Genomic DNA, 18,258 nt, shown 5'->3' on the forward strand with positions numbered 1-18,258 from the left:
GCCCCGAACCTCGAACCTCAGTCCTGCCGCGGTGCGCGTTGCGCGCTCTTCGGCCGGAACGCCTTGACCACGTCGGCGTTGGTTTGCACGTAAGGCCCGCCGATCAGGTCGATGCAGTAAGGGACCGCCGCGAAAATCCCCGGCACCTTCACCACACCGTCATCGCGCAGGCCTTCCAGCGTTTCCCTGATCGATTTCGGCTGGCCGGGCAGGTTGATGATCAGCGCGGCGTGTCGTTCGGTTTCGCGGATCACCGCGAGCTGGCGCGACAGGATCGCGGTCGGCACGAAATTCAGGCTGATTTGCCGCATCTGCTCGCCGAAGCCGGGCATCTGTTTCGTCGCGACCGCGAGCGTCGCCTCCGGCGTCACGTCGCGGCGCGATGGGCCAGTGCCGCCGGTCGTGAGCACCAGATCGCAGCCCACTGCGTCGACCAGTTCGATCAGCGTCGCCGAGATGGTCGGTGCGTCGTCGGCGATCAGCCGCGTGACGACCTGCCACGGTGACGTCAAGGCCGCGCCGAGCCACTCCTGCAGCGCGGGAATGCCCTTGTCCTCGTAGACCCCCGTCGACGCGCGGTCGCTGATCGACACGAGGCCGATCACGATTTCGTCGGGGTGCTTGCGTTGATCAGGCGTCGCGGTCGTCATCGTCGTCTTCGGCAGCGAGGTCGGCGCGGTGCGCGTCTTCGTCTTCGGCTTCGTCGTCCGTGCCGGCTGCGTTCTTGATCCACTGGAACAGCTCGCGGAAGTAGCGCGGCGGCTTGCTCTGCTCCGCTTCCTTGCGCGCGTTGCGGATCAGCGTGCGACCCTGTTGCGGGTCCGCGCTCGGGTGCTGGCGGATGAACTCGGTCAGCGCGGCGTCGTCGGCAAGCAGCTTTTCGCGGGTGCGCTCGATCCAATGGAGCTTCGCGGTCTCGCTCTTGTTGACGCCGTTGTAGGTGTCGAGCGCGGTGCGCAGCGCGGCGGTTTCGGTGTCGAGCAGCGAGCGCATCACGCGGCCGACGTACTGGATCTGGCGGCGCTTGCCTTCGTGGTCGGTGATGCGGCGCGCTTCGCGCACGGCATCGTCGAGCTTTTCGGTCATCGGCATGCGTTTGAGCGCGTCTTTCGGCAGCGCGACGAGCGCCGCGCCCAGATCCTGCAGCGCTTGCATGTCGCGCTTGAGCTGGGACTTGCTCGGACGATCGTAGCCGTTTTCGTCGACTTCCGTGACGACGGATTCGATCGGTTGAATGCGGGTTTTGCGTGTCATGCCGGTATTGTAACTTGCCGCGCGGCCCCGACCCGCGGCGGCTCGTACCTTGCTATGATCGCGGGATGCATTTATCCGCACCCGCGCGCCCGCGCCGACTACGGCGCGCATATCAGGGCCGCGCGGCCCCAACAGGACGGCAACCACAATGGCAGCAGACATGGACGTCAAGCAGCGCTTTTTTCCGCATACCCAGGATGAGCTGAAGGAAATCGCCTCGGACATCCTCCGTCACGCGAAAGCGCTCGGCGGCACCGACGCCGCGACCGAAATTTCCGAGGGCGACGGCCTGTCCGTCTCCGTGCGGCGTGGCGAAGTCGAGACGATCGAGCACAACCGCGACAAGATGGTCGGCGTGACGGTGTTCATCGGCAACAAACGCGGCAATGCCAGCACCTCGGACTTCTCGCCGCAGGCATTGAAGGACACGGTCGCGGCCGCCTACAACATCGCGCGCTTCACCGCTGAAGACGATTGCGCGGGCCTCGCCGAAGCCGAGCTGCTCGAAACCGCGCCGCGCGACCTCGATCTGTATCACCCGTGGAATCTGTCCGCCGACGAAGCGGTCGAAATCGCGCGCCGCGCCGAAGACGCCGCCTTCGCGACCGACCCGCAGATCAAGAACTCCGAGGGCGCGAGCGTGTCGGCACAGCACTCGCAGTTCGTGCTGGCGACCTCGCGCGGCTTCCTCGCCGGCTATCCGTATTCGCGCCACTACATCGCGTGCGCGCCGATCGCCGGCAGCGGCCGCAACATGCAGCGCGACGACTGGTACACGTCGACGCGCAGCGCCGACGAACTCGCCGATCCCGAAGCGGTCGGCCGTTACGCGGCGCAGCGCGCGCTCGCGCGGATCGGCGCACGCGGCCTCGACACACGTAAGGTGCCGGTGCTGTTCGAGGCGCCCCTCGCGGCGGGCCTGCTCGGCGCGTTCGTGCAGGCGACGAGCGGCGGCGCGCTGTATCGCAAGACCTCGTTTCTGGTCGACAGCCTCGGCAAGCCGGTGTTCGCGCCGCACGTGCAGGTGGTCGAAGATCCGCACGTCGCGCGCGCGATGGGCAGCGCGCCGTTCGACGAGGAAGGCGTGCGCACACGCCAGCGCTCGGTCGTGAAGGACGGTGTCGTCGAGGGCTATTTCCTGTCCACCTACTCGGCGCGCAAGCTCGGCATGAAGACCACCGGCAACGCGGGCGGCTCGCACAATCTGTCGCTGCTCAGTTCGAACACGCGCCCCGAGGACGACTTCGAGGCCATGCTGAAAAAGCTCGGCACCGGTCTGCTGCTGACCGAACTGATGGGGCAGGGCGTCAACTACGTGACGGGCGACTATTCGCGCGGCGCGTCGGGCTTCTGGGTCGAGAACGGCAAGATCCAGTATCCGGTCGAGGAGATCACCGTCGCGAGCACGCTGCAGGAGATGTTCCGCCATATCGTCGCGATCGGCGCGGATACGATCACGCGCGGCACCAAGCGGACCGGCTCGGTGCTGATCGAGCGGATGACGATCGCGGGACAGTGAGCGGCGCGGCCTGATCCAACGCCGCCGTGGAGCAAACGAAAACGCCACGCAACGAAACGTTGCGTGGCGTTTTTTTCGGGTGCGTTGCGCGAGCCTTCAGACGTCCTTGCGCTGATACGTGACGAATGCGTAATCGAAGTCGTTCGGCGCGTTCGAGTGATGCGCCTCGCGCGCGATTTCTTCCCACACATGCGGGTCGATCGCGGGGAAGGTCACATCGCCGTCGAAGTCGGCGGCGATTTCGGTGACCATCAGCTTGTCCGCGTGGCGCAGCCCTTCGTCGTACAGCTGCGCGCCGCCGATCAGGAAAGCCTGCGGCGCCTGGTCCTGCGCGGCCAGCGCGAGCGCGTCGTCGAGATTGGTCGCGGTGTCGCAGCCCTGAAAGCGCCGCGCGGCATCTCGCGTGACGACGATGTTGCGGCGTCCCGGCAGCGGCCGGCCGATCGATTCGTGAGTCTTGCGGCCCATGATGATGGGCGCGCCCATCGTCGTGCGCTTGAAGAATTTGAGGTCTTCGGGCAGTCGCCAGGGCAACTGGTTGTCGCGGCCGATCACGCCGTTGCTGGCGCGAGCGACGATCAGGGTGAGCGTCGTCATCGAATGGAAAGAGGAGGGTAACCGGGCGATTCTACCCGACGCGCCGATGCGCCGATGCCCACCGATGCGCGCCCGCCGCTTATCCCGGCGCCGGCCCGTCCGCCGCGAAAGCCCCTTTGTCGGCGCCACCCGGTTCGCGCAAGCCATGCACGCCCATCAGCCGATACAACGTCACGCGCGAAATATTCAGATCCACCGCCGCCTCGTTCAACCGGTGCCGATGCCGCAGCAGCGCGGCCTCGATCGCGCGCTTCTCGGCGGCCTCGCGCGCCTGGGTGAGCGTCATGGTCTGCTGCCCGGCGTAGTTCGCGAGGTCGAGGTCGTCGGCTGAGATCAGCTTGTTTTCGGCCATCACGATCGCGCGGCGCACGCGGTTGATCAGCTCGCGCACGTTGCCGGGCCAGTTGTAGTTGTAGAGCGCCTCGATCGCCGACGGCGTGAAGCCGCGAATCTTGCGCGCGTTGTCGGTCTTGAACTTGTGCAGGATGTGATACGCGAGAATCTCGATGTCCCGGCCACGCGCGCGCAGCGGCGGCTCGTCGACGCGCAGCACGCACAGGCGATGAAACAGGTCGGCGCGGAACTGGCCTTCGCGCATGGCGCTGTCGAGATCGACGTGGGTCGCCGAGACGATGCGCACGTCGACGGGAATCGATTCGCGCCCGCCGAGCCGCTCGATCTTGCCTTCCTGCAGAAAGCGCAGCAGGCTCGCCTGGCTCTCGAGCGGCAGGTCGCCGATCTCGTCGAGAAACAGCGTGCCGCCGTCGGCCGCCTCGACACGGCCGATCTTGCGCTGATTCGCGCCGGTAAATGCGCCGCGCTCGTAGCCGAACAATTCGGATTGCAGCAGGTGATGCGGAATCGCGCCGCAGTTGATCGGCATGAAGGGCGCCTTGCGGCGTGGCGAGCGCTCGTGGATCGCAAGCGCGGTGAGCTCCTTGCCGGTGCCCGATTCGCCCGCGATGAACACGCTCGCGTCGGTGTTCGCGACCTTGCGGATCGTGCGAAAGAGCTGCTGCATCGCCTCGCAGGTGCCGACCATTTCCTCGTCGCCCGCTTCGCTGGCGGGCGGCGGTAGTTCCGGGTCGCACAGCGTGACCATGCCGAACGCGTGGCCGGCCAGATAGTCGATCGTCGCGTGCGCGACGGGCGGCTTCACGAAGTCGAAGCAGTAGTGGCGCACGAGTCGTCGCACGAGCGGGTCGTCGAGCCGCTCGCTGGTCGCGAGCGCGATCCAGCCGACCTGCTGCTGACGCAGGCTCGCCTCGAGCCCGCCGATGTCGCGCGGCGCGAAGCTCGCCAGATCGACGATGCCCGCGCCCGCGATATCGGGCTTCACGAGCCGCCCGAGTTCGTGCGCCGAGCGCGCGGCCGCGACCTGCCAGCCGCGACTTTTCAGATGCGCGATCAGCGTTTCGTCGGGCCTGCGCGCGAGGTACAGCAGCTGTCGCTCGACGCCGCGCACCGCGGCGGCGCGCTGCCTGGGCACCGCGAGCGACAGATGCGATCCCGCTGCCGCGACGGAAGCCACTTGAGTCAGATGAGGTGATTCACGCACGTTCGACCTCGCATCGTTGGCACGTCAGAAGGTGTACGGAAAGCGCACGCCGACCACGAAGTTCGGCGCGTCGGGTGTCAGTCCGATCGAGACCGAGCCATTGATGGTCAGGTGCTTGTTCACAACGTGATTCAGGCCAAAATTCATCGCCGCGGCCGTGGTTTCGCTGCCCGGCACTTTCTGATAGGTGCCGCCCGGCGCTTTGGTCTGCGACTCGGGTTCGAGCGCCATCGTGAACGACACGCTCGCCGAATCCTTGTCGGAGAACGCAAGCGCGACGCCGCCGCCGAACTGCACGATGTCGCCGAGCTTGACCGTCGCCGGTTCGGTTTGGCCCTGCACCGACGAGATGTCCGCGAACGAACGCGCGAGGTTGTAGGTATAGGAAACGCTGCCGAACAGCACGACCGGGTCGTAGGTCTTCAGCACCGACAGACCCGCCGTGATGTTCCAGAAACCGGTGCCGGTCGGCAGTCTGGTCGGCGCGACCAGGTTGGTGTTGTTCGCGTCGACCTGCACGACTTTTTCGCCGAACGGCGAACTGCCGGTCGGCGCCTTCACGCGCAGACTGCCGACCACATCCGGCATCGCGTTGGTTTCCTTGAGGAACTGGTAGTAGATGCCGAAGTTCACGTCGCCGATGTCGTGACTCGACACCGTCGCGTCCGACAGCGTGCTCGCCGCGCCGCCCGCGCCGCCGACGATGAAGGTGCTGCGCCGGTACACGTACGGCACGTCGACGTCGATGTTGATGCGGTCGGTCACGCCGTAGCGCGTGCCGAGGTCCGCCATCACCTGGTGCGACTTGGTCTGGCCGAGGTTGATGTTGCCGAGGAAAATCGCGTCGAGCGCGAGGAAGCCCGACAACTGCAACTGGCGACGGTCGTAGTAGGTGTCGCTGATGCCGAAGTCCATCGTCAGTTTGTGGTCGAAGAGCGGCGCATGCTCGCGCTGTACGACCGCCTGCTCGGCCTGGGTGCGCACCGGCTCGTTCGCACGCTGGGTCTGGCCGACCGCGCCGCTGCCGTCGGTGGCGGCGGGCAGGCCGCCGGCGCTGGCGCTGCCTGCATTGCCGCCGTCCGGCGTCGGCGGCTTGACCGGCACGCCGGTCGCGGTGCCGGTGGTGCCCGTCGGCGCGGGCGCGCCTGGCGCGATCTGCGCGAGCGGCGGCAGCGGCACCGGCAGGCCGTCGGCGCCGGGCTGCTCGGCCACCGCTTCGCTGCCGACGGGGGCGCCGGTGCCCGGCACGCCGCGTCCGCGTTGCGCCATCTCGAGTTCGGTGACCTGGCGTTCGAGCGAATGGATCTGCCGCTGCTGCTCGTCGACGACGCGCACCAGCGTGTTCAGACGGTCCTCCACGGATTGACCGGTGAGCGCCTGCGCGCTCGCCGATTGCGAAAGAGCCCATAGCATGGCGGCAGCCGGAATGGCCGCAAGAGCCATGCGCGGCGCCCTGGTCGATGACACTTTTTTCATTTTTTGCTCCCCCGGTGTTCCGGCCGCGCGGTGCTGACTGCGCGGCCGTTTTTTTACTGCTTGTGCTGCAGCTGGCGGGCGGCGGCCCGCCGCGCTATCTTCTGTTTTGCAGAGCCTGTAATACGCCTAACTGACGAAGCATCGAAGCCGGCATCTGCTGGGTTTGCAGATGCAGTTGCAGGGCGTTGGCGACTTGCTGGTTATTGCCTGCAATCTGCAGCAACTGGGCGATCTGCCCGTTGCTCGGCGCGATGGTCTGGGTGGCGAGCCCAGCGGGTGTCTGCAGCGCGACGCTCACGCCGTTGCCGCCGAACGAAATGCCGGCTTTCACGGAGCCGGTCGAATTGCTGGCCGACGCCGACGGCGCGTTGGCGGAGCCCGTCGTCAGCGTCACGGCGCTGTTGTTGAAGTCGATCAGCGCTGAGTTGATGCCGCTGTTGCGATCGCCCGCGACCTGGGTGACCTGCGACACGCCGTTGACGCCGATGTTCTGTCCGCCGCGCGCCTGGGCGTTCGGATCGGCGCCCGAATCGCCTGCATGGCCATGCGCGCCGCCGCTCACGCGCGCGAACGTGCTGACGGAACTCGTGAGCTGACCGCTGTCGTTGTGCACCGCGCTCAGCGACCCCTGGGCGAGCGCGCTCGCGCCGTTGGGCATCTGCCACTGCGAAATGACGTTCAGCACGAAGCCGGAGATCATCGTCGCGCCCGCGTATTTGCCGGTCTGGGTCGCGAGCACGTCGTCGCCGACGAGCTGCACCCGCAGGGGCGCGGCGCCGGGCTCGGGCGCTATCGAAAGTTCGGGGGCCGGTGGCGGGGCGGCGCCCTCCGAAGCCTGGGCGAGGCCGCTAGCGCCGCATGCGATGGCGCATAGCACGACCCCAAGCTGTGAGAAGTGTGACTTCATGGCGGGATCAGAACATGTCTGCCTTGTTCAAGCCGTACTCGAAAAAGGGAGTCGCGGCGGTGCCGGCTGCGAGCGCGGCGGCGCGCAGCTTCAGCGCGAGCGACTCGTTGTCTTGCAACAGCGGTGAATCCTCCCTGAAGGGTTTGCCGAGGACCGCGAACACGAGACCGTTCCAGGTCTTCGCGAAGTCCTCTTCGAGCACGATGCGATTGCCGAGCGCCGGGTCCGCGATGAACACGCGGCCGTCCTGCGCATGCTTGACGATCACGAAATGCTCGTAGCCGTCGATGTTCATCAGGACCATCACGGGGATCTGCAGATGGTGGAGCGCTTCGACGTTGACGCGAAAGCCGCGGCCGCGCAGTCCGATGGTCTCGACGAAGTGCTTCATGTCGAGCATCGAGAAGCCGTTCTTGACGACGACTTCGGGCGTCGAGAAGACCATCATCCGGCGGATCAGTTCGGTTTCCGGAATATCGATGCCGTAGCCGTACTTCAGGAGAGTGGCGAGCGCCGCCGCGCCGCAGCTGTAATCGAACTGCTGGTTGACGATGTGGTTATTGCGCAGGTCCTTCATCGAACGGACCGTCTTCGTCAACGGCACGCCGACGAACGTGGCTGTGTCGATGCTCGACTGTGCCGCGGCGTGATCCGCGCACAGCACGCAGCCTGCCAGCGCTACGGCGAACGGTAGCGCCGGGAACCCCTTGAACCCGGTCATGCTGGTCTCCTACCCGATCAGCGCCGGCAGCTTCTATGGCTGCCGGCGCGCCCTTCCCACTGCTTTGTGCTTCCTTTGTGCTTCTTCTGCTTGCCTGCGCTCGTTGCGTCGTCGGCTTACTTGCCGCTGTTCAGCGCCGCGATGGCAAGGCCGTTGTGCTGCAGATTGCCCGCGCCGCCGGCGATGTTCACGCCGATGTTGCCGGACGCGCCTTTCAGCGTATCGGCACCCAGACTTGCGGTGCCCTGGAATTGCCCGTGAACCATCATGGTGGCGGATTGCGAGTTGTCATCCGTGGCATCCATCGCGGTGGTCAGCGCCTTGCCCGGATCGGTCGTGGTCACCGCGCCGGCAAGCGCGTTGTCCTGGGCGTTGCCGATACCGGAAGCGATGTTCACGCCGACGTTGCCCGTCACACCCGACAGCGACGCGTTGCCGATCGACGCGTTCAGATTGAAGTTGTGGATCGTTGCGTTGCCGCCCGAGGATTGCACGTTGAAGTCCTGCGCGTTGCCGAACACGTTGCCGACATCGACCGAGGCAAGCGACACGTCATTGCTCTGCGCGTTGTCGATGCCTTCCGCGACGTTGATGCCGAGATTGCCCGACACGTTGCTGGCCGCGTTGGTGCCGGTGGTCGCGTTCAGCGTGCCGGCCGCTTCGTTGTTGATGTGCTGCGTGATCGAGCCGCGCGTCGTCACGTCGGTGGTCGCCATGCCTTCGTCGATGCCCCATGCGGCGCCGTACGAATTCGTCGACGACGAGCGGCTGCGCGAGTAGCCCGACGATTGCTCGCCGACCATCGCATGGCCGGAGCCTTCGCTCGCGGTGAAGCCCCATGCACGGCCTTGTCCGGACGCTTCGGTGGCTTCGAAGCCGCCGGCGACGCCCGACGAGTTCGAGTAGCTCGATTCACGATAACCGGCCTGCAAGCCGCCGCGGGCACTGAACGAGCCGCTGCCGTGCGAGAACGTGTTGTGGTCCTGATAGCTGTAGCTGCCGCCGATCGAGCCGCCGGCAGACAGATGGCCGCCAGAGTTCTGACTTATGTGCGAGAAGCTGCCCGCGATGCCGGCTGCCTGCTGGCTGGTTTCATAGCCGCCGCTCGTCACGCTCGCGCTCTGGCTGCCGTACGCATAGCCGCCGGAGGCTTTGAAGCCCTGCGAGCCCGAGCTCGACGACGTATGGTTTTGCGTCGTGAACGCGAATGCCGAGCCGCCGCCTCTGACCGTCGTTCTGCTGCTGGTCAGGGTCGTGGTCACGTTGCCGCTGGTGTAGGTCTGCGCCTGCGGATCGAGCATCGCATTCACGTTGACGGTCTGATTGTTGTTGATCACCGCGTTAGCCGTGCTGGAGACATGCACGCAGCCAAACAGTCCGACCAGACCTTCGACGCCGACCATCTCGCCGACGACCGTCGTATTGAACAGGTAGGCCTTCTGCGGCGCGGCAAGCACGCTGCCGGATGCGGCAACGAGAACGGCCGTGGCAATAAGAGTGCGCTTCATGATTCGCTCCGATACTTAAGTGTGGTCAGTTAAAAAAAGTGCCCGCCGGGGGACGGAGCACAAAACTGTTTGCCGTGGCATTACCGGCGCCGGCTGCCTGGTTGATCTGCACGATTCCGCTTGCGTTGCGCAACGCATCACTGGAGATGCTTGCCTCGCGCACGCCGTGAAGCGCGTTGGATTGCCCCAGGCTGCCGTTTTTCGCGGCCGCTGCGGATAGCTCCCCATCCGGGACGGTCTCGACTCCGAGCGCGGCAGTCCCGAGCTGGGTGCTGTTGCGCTGCAGATTCCCTGCTCCGGCCGACTGGTTCACCAGCACCGCGCCGGATGTGTTCGAAAACGCGTTGGCTTCGATCGACGCTTGCGCGCGCGGCACGTTCGCGACCACGGCCGTGCTTTGCACGCTCGCGTTCGCGTTGCGGAGCGCGGTGCCGTTCGTCACCGTGATCTGGTTGACCTGCGCGTTGTCGAGGCCAGCCGTTTCGTTGACCGCGAGCGCGCCCGTCACGCCCATGCCCGCGGCGGCGCCGATCGTCGCGGTCGCGCCGACGACTGGCACCGCTTGCGACTGCGCGTGGGCGTCATTCGCGACGAGCGCGGCGACGCCCATGCACAGGCACGCGCAGACGCGCAGCGCCGGGCGCGCCGAAGCGACTTGCAGCGATTGCAGCGATTGCAGCGAGGGGCGCAGGAGCGTGCTCATTTCAGACCTCCGAGCGCGCCGCCGAGCACGTTCGATAGCGGCGCGAGCGCGCCCGTCACCGACGAGCTGATCGTGCCGCTGATGCCCACCGCCGGTCCGCCGATGCCGCCCGAGTTCAGCGGGATCGTGTTGCCGGTCGCCTTGCCGCTCAGAATCTGCGTGACGGCCTGCATGCCGGTACCGCCGAGCACGCCGCCGTCGGCGACGCCGTTCGAGCCGTGCGCGTTCGTCAGATCGGTATCGCCGACGAGCGTCGCGATCGTCGGATCGAACGAGTTGGCCGGGAACGTCGTGGCGCGCACCGCGACCGGGTCCTGGTCGCGCGGCACGGGGACGAATGCGTCGCGCGGCGTGATGCTGCGCTCGACGATGATGTCGCCCGGATTGGCGACCTGCTCGGCATACGCGTGGCTCGCGAAGCAGGCGGTGACGAGGACGCTGGCGAGGAGGGCGGCGCGGGCGCAAGCGGCGCGCGGCAAGACGGGAGCGTTGTCGAACGACGCCGACGGCAGCCCGAAGGCGTGCGGCGTCTGGTGATTCGTAGCCATGTCCTGGCCCCTTCTCTGTTGTAACTTGTGTCCCGCCGTCGTGGCGCGCGCTGCGTTGCGCGCGGCCACCGGTCCTGCATTACCTGGTGATTCGCTGTCTGTTCGGTGCTACGTCCTGCTACTTGCGCTGGTAAGTCGCGACGTTGCCCTGGGCGGCGCGCGCGGCATCGACGGGCACCGGCAGCGGCGAGGGCGGGGCAATCTCGTCCCACAACGTCACCTGGTTGCCGCTGTTTTGCATCAGTTGCGGTGTCGCGGCGACCATCAACATGCCGACCGCGCCGCCGCGTTGGCGCGACAGCATCTGGTCGTCGAGCGAAATGTCGTTCATCGATGCAGCATCGACAGCCGGGTTCCACGCGCAGGCGGCGCTCTGGCTGTCGTCTTCCGCGGGAACCGGCGTCGTGGCTTGCAGGCTGGCGGAGGCAGGGTCGGCGGCATCGTTGGAATCCGCCAGCGTGGCGGATCGAGCGGGGGCGGCTTGCGCCGTCGGGGTGCCGGCACTCGCTGGCGGAGCGCTGAGGGCAAGGGCTGCGCAAATTGCGAAGTCAACTGCGCGGCGGCTTATCAGATCGATGCAGAATGCAAGTCGCATGATGTGTCTCCCTGGTGCTCGCCATTTAGCGAAACCTATGCCATCGCTCGCAATCCATTGATGCGTCTGGCGTCAACCGGCAGAAACAGAGCTAATGCGTTCCAAATCGGGGAAAAACGTTGCAGTGCCGAAACGGAGCAGCAGAAAATACCTATAATTCGTTAATCCGTGAAGTACGAACTACTGTCGCGGGAACGCCACGAAAAGCGCTTCCACTAATGTTTTATTTGTCGGCTTAATCATCCACGATCGGCCGCTAAGCCTTGATGGGCAAGGGGTCTACTGATTAAATTCGCATAATTGTTTTCGAAGCGGCGCACGTATAGTAAGCTCTCGAACAACAGCTCAAAGTTTAAAAAAGGCCCATATCAGGCCGTCTCAAACACACACGCCGCTTTCTTGGGGATCAGCTGTCCGCACGGAATGGAATGGCCGTTCGGGTTTTGCGATTCGCGAATCCCGAACGAGTCAGCGTGTCTGAACTGCAGTTTCAGGTGCATGCGTCGTCCTAAACGTTCGTTGACGAGAGGATCTGAATAATGGAACCCGCAACGCGGCAACTGATTTACGTTTCGCGCGACCCTAGCGCGGAACTGAATACGCGTTTTCTGCAGCGCGGCTGGCATGTCGAAGTCGTGGGATCGGCGCGCGATGCGCGCCGGGCAGTGCGCACCGGCTCGGCAGCTGGCGGCCTGCTCGATCTGTCCAGTGATTTCCAGCCGCACGAAATCGCCGCTTTTGAAACCTGTTTGACCATGCCGAACGTCGGCTGGGTCGCCGCCACCACGCCTGGCCAACTGCAGGACGCCGCGTTGCGCCGGCTCGTGCGCGACTACTGTTTCGATTACGTGACGGTGCCGTATTCGGGCGACCGTATCGTCGATTCTGTTGGTCATGCCTACGGCATGATCTCGTTGAGCGAGACCGCGTCGAACGACGGCTCGCAGGGCGCCGAAGGCGAGATGGTCGGCTCGTGCGACGCGATGCTTGCGCTGTTCCGCTCGATCCGCAAGGTCGCGATGACCGACGCGCCGGTGTTCATCTCCGGCGAATCGGGCACCGGCAAGGAGCTGACGGCGGTTGCGATTCACGAACGCTCGGCGCGGCGCAACGCGCCGTTCGTGCCGATCAATTGCGGTGCGATCCCGCCGCATCTTCTGCAATCGGAACTATTCGGCTACGAGCGCGGCGCGTTCACCGGCGCGAACCAGCGCAAGATCGGCCGGGTCGAAGCGGCCAACGGCGGCACGCTGTTTCTCGACGAAATCGGCGATCTGCCGCTCGAAAGTCAGGCGAGCCTGTTGCGCTTCCTGCAGGAGCGCAAGGTCGAGCGGCTCGGCGGACATAGCGCGATCGACGTCGACGTGCGGATCATTTCGGCCACCCATGTGGACATGACCGCGGCGATGATCGAAGGCCGCTTCCGCTCAGACCTGTATCACCGCCTCTGCGTGCTGCAGATCGACGAGCCGCCGCTGCGCGCGCGCGGCAAGGACATCGAACTGCTCGCGCGGCACATGCTCGAACGTTTCAAGAAGGATGCCAGCCGTCGGCTACGCGGCTTCGCGCCCGATGCGATTGCCGCGCTCCATAACTACGGCTGGCCGGGCAACGTGCGCGAGCTGATCAACCGGGTGCGCCGCGCGATCGTCATGTCGGAGGGACGCGCGATCACCGCGCGCGATCTCGAACTGGCCGAATACGTGGAGATCGTGCCGGTCTCGCTTGCGCAGGCGCGCGAAGCGGCCGAACGTCAGGCGATCGAGCTTGCGTTGCTGCGGCATCGCGGCCGGCTCGGCGATGCGGCGCAGGAACTCGGCATCTCGCGGGTGACGCTGTACCGGTTGCTGTGCTCGCATGGCATGCGTCACATGGAAGGCGAACCGATGTCGACGCCGCACGGCGATTTGCCGGCGACGGTGCAGCATCTATAAGGCGGCGGGCGAGCGGCGAGGCTGGCGACGAGGCATGTGAAGGTCTGGCGCGTCGCCGCGGGTCCACCGGCCAGGCGTCGAAGCGCTGTCGCGTGTGCGTGCGTGCGCGTGTTGGCCGCTCGTATTTCGCGTTCCGCGGGCTTTTCCTTTCCGTCTGATTTCCCCCTCGATACTTCCCATGCGGCGCGCCGTGCCCCGGCGTCGCCCGGTTGCGCTTGTTAGAATCAGGCTTTGCTCAATTCCGTGAGCGCGCCTGGTCGGGTTCGCGCCGCGTCGAAGGAAACCGCATGAAACAATACCTGGAACTCGTCCGCACGATTCTCGACACCGGCACGTGGCAGGAAAACCGCACCGGCATCCGCACCATCAGCATGCCCGGCGCGATGCTGCGCTTCGATCTGCAGCAGGGCTTTCCGGCGGTCACGACGAAGAAGCTCGCGTTCAGGTCGGCGATCGGCGAGCTGGTCGGGTTTCTGCGTGCTTCGCGCAGCGCCGCTGATTTCCGCGAGCTTGGCTGCAAGGTGTGGGACGGTAACGCGAATCAGAACGCGCAGTGGCTCGCCAATCCGTATCGCGAGGGCCCGGATGATCTCGGCGATGTGTATGGCGTGCAATGGCGCAAGTGGCCGGCCTACAAGGTTCTCGACGCCAGCGCGAGCGCACAGCTCGCCGACGCGCAGGCGCGCGGTTTCCGCGTGATCACGCAGTTCGACGAAGAAGGCCGCTCGAAGGTACTGCTTTACAAGTCGATCGATCAGCTCCGCCAGTGTCTCGACACGATCATGCAGAATCCCGCCGATCGACGGATTCTTTTCCATGCCTGGAATCCGGCCGTGCTCGATCAGATCGCACTGCCGGCCTGCCATCTGTTGTACCAGTTCCTGCCGAACGTCACGCGCCGCGAAATATCGCTGTGCCTGTATATCCGTAGCAACGACGTCGGGCTCGGCACGCCGTTCAATCTGACCGAGGGCGGCGCGCTGCTGCATCTGGCCGGTCGGCTGACGGGCTATACGCCGCGCTGGTTCAGCTATTTCATCGGCGATGCGCATATTTACGAGAATCAGCTCGACATGCTGCACCAGCAACTCGGGCGCGAGCCGTACGAAAGTCCGCGGCTGGCGATTTCGGATCGTGTGCCCGACTACGCGAAGACCGGCGTGTACGAGCCGGAGTGGCTCGAGAAAATTGAGCCGGCGGATTTCTCGCTGGTCGGCTATCGGCATCACGAGCCACTGACGGCGCCGATGGCGATTTGATGGCGGTGCAAGCGAGGCAGTAGCGCTCGGGCTCGTCAAACATAAAAGGCCCCGCGACGATTTGCGTCGCGGGGCTTTTTGTCGTCGGGACGGCAGCCGTCCTGCTCAGCTCTTGTGATGCTCGTCGCGATTGCCGCCGCCCTGGTGCTGCTCGGCGTGTTGCGGTTGCGGCTGGGGTTGCGCACGCGGCTGCTGCACCTGCTGAGGCCGCGGTTCGGGGCGCGACTGTTGCATCTGCATCGGCGGACGCGGTTCGGGGCGCGGTTGCTGCATCTGCATCGGCGGGCGCGGTTCGGGGCGCGGCTGCTGCATCTGCATCGGCGGACGCGGTTCGACCCGCGGCTGCTGCGCCTGCTGGAACTGCGGCTCGGGCCGCGCTTGCGGCATCGGCTGCGGACGGGGCTCGACACGCGGTTGCTGCGCCTGCTGCATCCGTGGTTCAGGACGCGGTTGCTGCGGCGGCTCCGCGCGCGGCGCCGGTTGCATCGCCGGCGGATGCCCTTCGGGCCCACGCGCCTGTTGCCGTGCGGCCGGATTTTCCGGCGGACGCGGCACCCCGGACTGCGGCGCGAACCTCGGTTGCTGCGGTCCGCCCGGCTGCTCGACTCGTGGTGCCTGCTGCGCCATCGGCGTATGTGGCTGCGTCCATGTCGGCTGCGACCTGCCGACCGCGCCCCATTCCTGCGGCGCGCCGTGCTGCCGTGCGTAGGCTGGGTTGGCTGGATTGACGCCGCCTGCTTGCGGCGGCCGCGGCACCCCGTTCGACGGATGGCTCGCATTGCCCGCGAGCCCGCTCACGTCAGGCTGCGGCGGATGCGGGTTGCCGACCATCTGCGGCGGTATGCCCGGACGCGCTTGCGGCGCTTCGGCATGCGGCCCCACGGCGGCCGCTTCACCGGGCCGCTGGCCCGCCTGCTCGACGCCACGCGGCGCGATGCCGCCAGCCCCGCCAGGCGCAGCGGGGGCACCGGTCGCCATCCCCGGCGGACGACCCGGCACATGCGATCGTACTACTCGCACGTTCGCCATCGGCAGCGCGCCCGGTGCGCCGGTCATATGCGCGGGCACCGAGGTGTGCACGACCGGCTGACCGCCACCTGGCACCCGACCGCCGCTTTGCGCGAAGCGCTGCGCGAGCTCGTCGTGGTACGCAGCCGGTATCACGGGGTTGCGTGTCGCAACGACCGGCCGCGCGGCCACGCTCGCAGGCGGCCGATAATTCGCGCGCCGCAGATCCGACCCGAAACTCTCGCGCACCGGTGCTATCCCCGGTGCGCCAGGGTTGATCCGCGCGTGGCGCCACTGCGCGGGATCGATCTTCTGCGAGAAGCGTCCGACCGGCTGACCGTGCACGAACGCGGTCGCCGGCACGGCCGTCACGCAGCCCGGCACGCGATAGTTGACGTACGTGTTGTGGACGTTCACGTTGCGGTGGAAATCGTTGACGATCGTCGGGCGATTCACGCGGTCGTAGTACCCGGCGCTCCAGCGGTCGTGATCGCGCCAATGCGGATGCCACCGCTCGCCCGGCCCGAGCGGAAACCACGCGACGCCTGCCGCGATGACGCCGCCGACCGCCAGATTCACACCCCAGTCGACGCCGCCCTCGTTATCGCCGACGAACGCGACCAGCGCCGGCGCATAGACCGGCGCCGAGTCCGCTTCGAGCGGACCGGGTACCCAGGCCCATGTGCCGTCGACCTGGGCCCAGCGGCCGTAGTGGTACGGCGCGAAGCCCCAGGGTTCGTCGTCGACCCACGTCCAACCCCACGGCGCCTGCCAGACCCAGTGGCCGTCGTGATAGGGCGCCCAGCCGGCCGGCGTCGCGTTCGGTACCCACACTTCACCGTACTGCGGCGTCTCGCGCCACGTGCCGTTGGCATCGAGGTCTTCGTAACCGGGGACGTCGCGCGACACGTAGCGCGCCGACAGCGAGCGGTCTTCGGTGGCGTCGCGGCTGGCGGCCCACTGGTCGAGCTCGTCGAGAGCGGGCGCGCGATTGTCGGCGAGCTGCTGCAGGGTGGTGCCGGCAAAGCGGAGCTGCTGACCCGCCGCGATCGGCACCTGGCCGCCGTCGCCGTACGCGATCGCGCTGCCGCTGCGCACGGTGACGGTCGTGCTGCTGCCGTCGGGCGCGACGTCGACGCGGTAGTCGCCGGGACCGTTCACGCCGAGCGCAAGGTTCGGCGTGTCGATTTCATACGACGATCCCGGCGCGAGCTCGCGCACGCGCGTCGACAGCGTGCCTTGCGCGACTTTCAGTTGCGCGCTCGTGTCGTCGAGGTTGAGCACGTCGAGGCTCGTGTTCTGACCCAGGCGCACCGCGGTCGAGCCGATGTGCAGCTCGGAGCGCGCGTTCTGGTCGTTCCACAACTGGTCGCCGGTCGTCAGCGGCCGGTTGATCTGCGCGTAGGACCAGTCGGTCGCGCCGGCGGGCTCGGTGGTCACGGCGCCGGCCGTGTAATTCAGACGCGCGATGCGCCCCGGCGGATCGCCGCCCGACGGGTCGCCGCCCGCCGGAGCGCCGCCCGACGCGACGGCCGCCGCGGTTGGCGGCGCGGCTGGCGCTTGCTGCGCCAAGGCGCTCTGCGCGGCGAGCGCGACGACGGCGGCCGCGATCAGCGTATAGCCGCTCATCCGGCGTCGGTTCCCGGCTTGCTGCACGGGCTGCTTGGCGTGTGTCATGACTGATCTCCGGCGGACGCGGCGATGGGCCGCGTCCGTTCAGTCACTGTAGCTGTCGGCCATGTTTCAAGGCCCGCTCATTTGTAAGGTGGATTCGCGGGCGTGTAACAAAAGGTCTCACGGCGTCGCGTCTCGCGCCATCGCGCCATCGCGCCGCGAATAACGCAACCGTCTATCCGGCCAGAAATGCATCGAAATGCTGCTGGCCGGCCGGCGTAACCCGCAGCACGCGCGGCCGCACGGTCCGCTCGACCCAGCCGTGCGACGACCACGCGTCGAGCAGCGCCGCGCCGAGCGCGCCGCCCAGATGCGGCCGGCGCATGCTCCAGTCGAGGCATGTGCATGCGAAGCGGCGGCGGGTCTTGTGCGCGGCGAGGTCGATGCCCCAGTCGGCGAAGCGGACGGCGCCCTGCGCGGTCGCTTCGAGCGATGTGCCGTTTTGCGTCAGCAGCCCGCGCTCGAGCATGCGCTCGAACAGCCGCACCGACAGCTCACCGGCCATGTGGTCGTAGCAGGTGCGCGCGTAGCGCATCTCGAGCGGCACGGTGCGGGCCGGACGCGGCACGGGGCGCTGCGCCGCGCTGACCTGCGCGACGTTCGCGAGCGCTTCGATCGACGCGGCGATGTCCGGCGACGCGATACGGAAATAGCGATGCCGGCCGCGCACTTCGAGCGCGAGCAGCCCGCCGTCGGTGAGCCGTCCGAGATGGGCGCTCGCCGCCGATGGCGACAGCCCCGCGATCATCGTCAGTTCGCCGGCGGGGCGGGCGCTGCCGTCCATTAGCGCCCACAGCATCGTGGCGCGACCGGGGTCCGCGAGCAGCGCGCCGATCCGGCTCAGGCCGGGGAAGTGGTTCTGGTCGTCTGCAACGGGGGCCGTCATCTCACGTCTCCTGAATGGGCGGCGAACGGCAGTGCGGCCGAATGGCAAAGCGCGCCGCCACGATTCCTACTCTACGCGCATCGGGTATTCGATGTTTCAGCCTTGCGTGAA

General features: G+C 66.8%; 16 protein-coding genes. 3 read left to right on the forward strand and 13 right to left on the reverse strand.

Annotation, left to right across the window (positions count from 1 at the left end; genetic code table 11):
- Positions 1 to 17 precede the first annotated feature (17 nt).
- Both mog and yjgA read right to left on the reverse strand, forming a co-directional pair.
- The gene (gene mog / locus F6X42_RS13765; protein WP_187634756.1) at positions 18 to 650 is read right to left on the reverse strand and encodes a molybdopterin adenylyltransferase; all 633 of its coding nucleotides are present in this window, start codon (positions 648 to 650) and stop codon (positions 18 to 20) included.
- Positions 631 to 1,254 carry a ribosome biogenesis factor YjgA gene (gene yjgA, locus F6X42_RS13770; protein ID WP_187634757.1) on the reverse strand — a complete coding sequence of 208 codons (624 nt, stop codon included), beginning with the start codon at positions 1,252 to 1,254 and terminating at the stop codon, positions 631 to 633. Before yjgA ends, mog begins: the two co-directional genes overlap by 20 nt.
- Positions 1,255 to 1,402: 148 nt before the next feature.
- Here yjgA and pmbA point away from each other — a divergent pair, with 148 nt between their 5' ends.
- A complete protein-coding gene (gene pmbA / locus F6X42_RS13775; protein WP_187634758.1) occupies positions 1,403 to 2,773 on the forward strand; it encodes a metalloprotease PmbA in 1,371 nt (456 codons plus the stop codon).
- A 96-nt stretch (positions 2,774 to 2,869) separates the two neighbouring features.
- Here the strand turns inward: pmbA and F6X42_RS13780 are convergent, their stop codons facing one another.
- From F6X42_RS13780 to F6X42_RS13820, 9 genes are all read right to left on the reverse strand, one after another.
- Positions 2,870 to 3,370, reverse strand: coding sequence for a dihydrofolate reductase (locus F6X42_RS13780; RefSeq protein WP_187634759.1), 501 nt, complete (start codon positions 3,368 to 3,370; stop codon positions 2,870 to 2,872).
- Positions 3,371 to 3,449: 79 nt separating this feature from the next.
- Entirely contained in the window at positions 3,450 to 4,928 is a 1,479-nt protein-coding gene (locus F6X42_RS13785) for a sigma-54 dependent transcriptional regulator (protein WP_187634760.1), read from the reverse strand.
- 24 nt (positions 4,929 to 4,952) lie between these two features.
- Entirely contained in the window at positions 4,953 to 6,404 is a 1,452-nt protein-coding gene (locus tag F6X42_RS13790; protein ID WP_187634761.1) for a hypothetical protein, read from the reverse strand.
- Between the two features lie 94 nt (positions 6,405 to 6,498).
- Positions 6,499 to 7,311 (reverse strand): peptidase C39, encoded by an 813-nt coding sequence (locus F6X42_RS13795; RefSeq protein WP_187634762.1) that lies wholly within the window; start codon positions 7,309 to 7,311, stop codon positions 6,499 to 6,501.
- A gap of 7 nt (positions 7,312 to 7,318) precedes the next feature.
- Positions 7,319 to 8,032 (reverse strand): C39 family peptidase, encoded by a 714-nt coding sequence (locus F6X42_RS13800; protein WP_187634763.1) that lies wholly within the window; start codon positions 8,030 to 8,032, stop codon positions 7,319 to 7,321.
- Between the two features lie 116 nt (positions 8,033 to 8,148).
- Positions 8,149 to 9,540 carry a FapB/FapC family functional amyloid domain-containing protein gene (locus F6X42_RS13805; protein WP_187634764.1) on the reverse strand — a complete coding sequence of 464 codons (1,392 nt, stop codon included), beginning with the start codon at positions 9,538 to 9,540 and terminating at the stop codon, positions 8,149 to 8,151.
- Between the two features lie 25 nt (positions 9,541 to 9,565).
- On the reverse strand, positions 9,566 to 10,243 hold the full coding sequence (locus tag F6X42_RS13810; protein WP_187634765.1) for a FapB/FapC family functional amyloid domain-containing protein: 678 nt from the start codon (positions 10,241 to 10,243) through the stop codon (positions 9,566 to 9,568).
- Positions 10,240 to 10,791, reverse strand: a complete 552-nt coding sequence (locus F6X42_RS13815; RefSeq protein WP_187634766.1) for a FapA family amyloid fibril periplasmic chaperone — start codon at positions 10,789 to 10,791, stop codon at positions 10,240 to 10,242. Before F6X42_RS13815 ends, F6X42_RS13810 begins: the two co-directional genes overlap by 4 nt.
- 118 nt (positions 10,792 to 10,909) lie before the next feature.
- A complete protein-coding gene (locus F6X42_RS13820; RefSeq protein WP_187634767.1) occupies positions 10,910 to 11,386 on the reverse strand; it encodes a hypothetical protein in 477 nt (158 codons plus the stop codon).
- 539 nt (positions 11,387 to 11,925) lie between these two features.
- On the opposite strand from F6X42_RS13820, the gene F6X42_RS13825 reads away from it, so the two are divergent.
- Both F6X42_RS13825 and F6X42_RS13830 read left to right on the forward strand, forming a co-directional pair.
- Positions 11,926 to 13,320 carry a sigma-54 dependent transcriptional regulator gene (locus tag F6X42_RS13825; RefSeq protein ID WP_187634768.1) on the forward strand — a complete coding sequence of 465 codons (1,395 nt, stop codon included), beginning with the start codon at positions 11,926 to 11,928 and terminating at the stop codon, positions 13,318 to 13,320.
- A gap of 287 nt (positions 13,321 to 13,607) precedes the next feature.
- On the forward strand, positions 13,608 to 14,579 hold the full coding sequence (locus tag F6X42_RS13830) for a thymidylate synthase (protein WP_187634769.1): 972 nt from the start codon (positions 13,608 to 13,610) through the stop codon (positions 14,577 to 14,579).
- 105 nt (positions 14,580 to 14,684) lie between these two features.
- Here F6X42_RS13830 and F6X42_RS13835 read toward each other — a convergent pair whose 3' ends face one another.
- Together F6X42_RS13835 and F6X42_RS13840 are read right to left on the reverse strand one after the other, a co-directional pair.
- A complete protein-coding gene (locus F6X42_RS13835) occupies positions 14,685 to 17,264 on the reverse strand; it encodes a DUF6600 domain-containing protein (RefSeq protein WP_187634770.1) in 2,580 nt (859 codons plus the stop codon).
- A gap of 172 nt (positions 17,265 to 17,436) precedes the next feature.
- On the reverse strand, positions 17,437 to 18,147 hold the full coding sequence (locus F6X42_RS13840) for an ArsR/SmtB family transcription factor (protein ID WP_187634771.1): 711 nt from the start codon (positions 18,145 to 18,147) through the stop codon (positions 17,437 to 17,439).
- Positions 18,148 to 18,258: the final 111 nt, after the last annotated feature.

Source organism: Paraburkholderia podalyriae (assembly GCF_014397785.1).
Taxonomy (GTDB): Bacteria; Pseudomonadota; Gammaproteobacteria; order Burkholderiales; family Burkholderiaceae; genus Paraburkholderia; species Paraburkholderia podalyriae.

Excerpts from the sequence above, each read along its gene's own strand:
- mog (WP_187634756.1), bottom strand. The coding sequence starts at position 650 with ATGACGACCGCGACGCCTGATCAACGCAAGCACCCCGACGAAATCGTG.
- yjgA (WP_187634757.1), bottom strand. The coding sequence starts at position 1,254 with ATGACACGCAAAACCCGCATTCAACCGATCGAATCCGTCGTCACGGAA.
- pmbA (WP_187634758.1), top strand. The coding sequence starts at position 1,403 with ATGGCAGCAGACATGGACGTCAAGCAGCGCTTTTTTCCGCATACCCAG.
- F6X42_RS13780 (WP_187634759.1), bottom strand. The coding sequence starts at position 3,370 with ATGACGACGCTCACCCTGATCGTCGCTCGCGCCAGCAACGGCGTGATC.
- F6X42_RS13790 (WP_187634761.1), bottom strand. The coding sequence starts at position 6,404 with ATGAAAAAAGTGTCATCGACCAGGGCGCCGCGCATGGCTCTTGCGGCC.
- F6X42_RS13795 (WP_187634762.1), bottom strand. The coding sequence starts at position 7,311 with ATGAAGTCACACTTCTCACAGCTTGGGGTCGTGCTATGCGCCATCGCA.
- F6X42_RS13800 (WP_187634763.1), bottom strand. The coding sequence starts at position 8,032 with ATGACCGGGTTCAAGGGGTTCCCGGCGCTACCGTTCGCCGTAGCGCTG.
- F6X42_RS13805 (WP_187634764.1), bottom strand. The coding sequence starts at position 9,540 with ATGAAGCGCACTCTTATTGCCACGGCCGTTCTCGTTGCCGCATCCGGC.
- F6X42_RS13810 (WP_187634765.1), bottom strand. The coding sequence starts at position 10,243 with ATGAGCACGCTCCTGCGCCCCTCGCTGCAATCGCTGCAATCGCTGCAA.
- F6X42_RS13815 (WP_187634766.1), bottom strand. The coding sequence starts at position 10,791 with ATGGCTACGAATCACCAGACGCCGCACGCCTTCGGGCTGCCGTCGGCG.
- F6X42_RS13820 (WP_187634767.1), bottom strand. The coding sequence starts at position 11,386 with ATGCGACTTGCATTCTGCATCGATCTGATAAGCCGCCGCGCAGTTGAC.
- F6X42_RS13825 (WP_187634768.1), top strand. The coding sequence starts at position 11,926 with ATGGAACCCGCAACGCGGCAACTGATTTACGTTTCGCGCGACCCTAGC.
- F6X42_RS13830 (WP_187634769.1), top strand. The coding sequence starts at position 13,608 with ATGAAACAATACCTGGAACTCGTCCGCACGATTCTCGACACCGGCACG.
- F6X42_RS13835 (WP_187634770.1), bottom strand. The coding sequence starts at position 17,264 with ATGACACACGCCAAGCAGCCCGTGCAGCAAGCCGGGAACCGACGCCGG.
- F6X42_RS13840 (WP_187634771.1), bottom strand. The coding sequence starts at position 18,147 with ATGACGGCCCCCGTTGCAGACGACCAGAACCACTTCCCCGGCCTGAGC.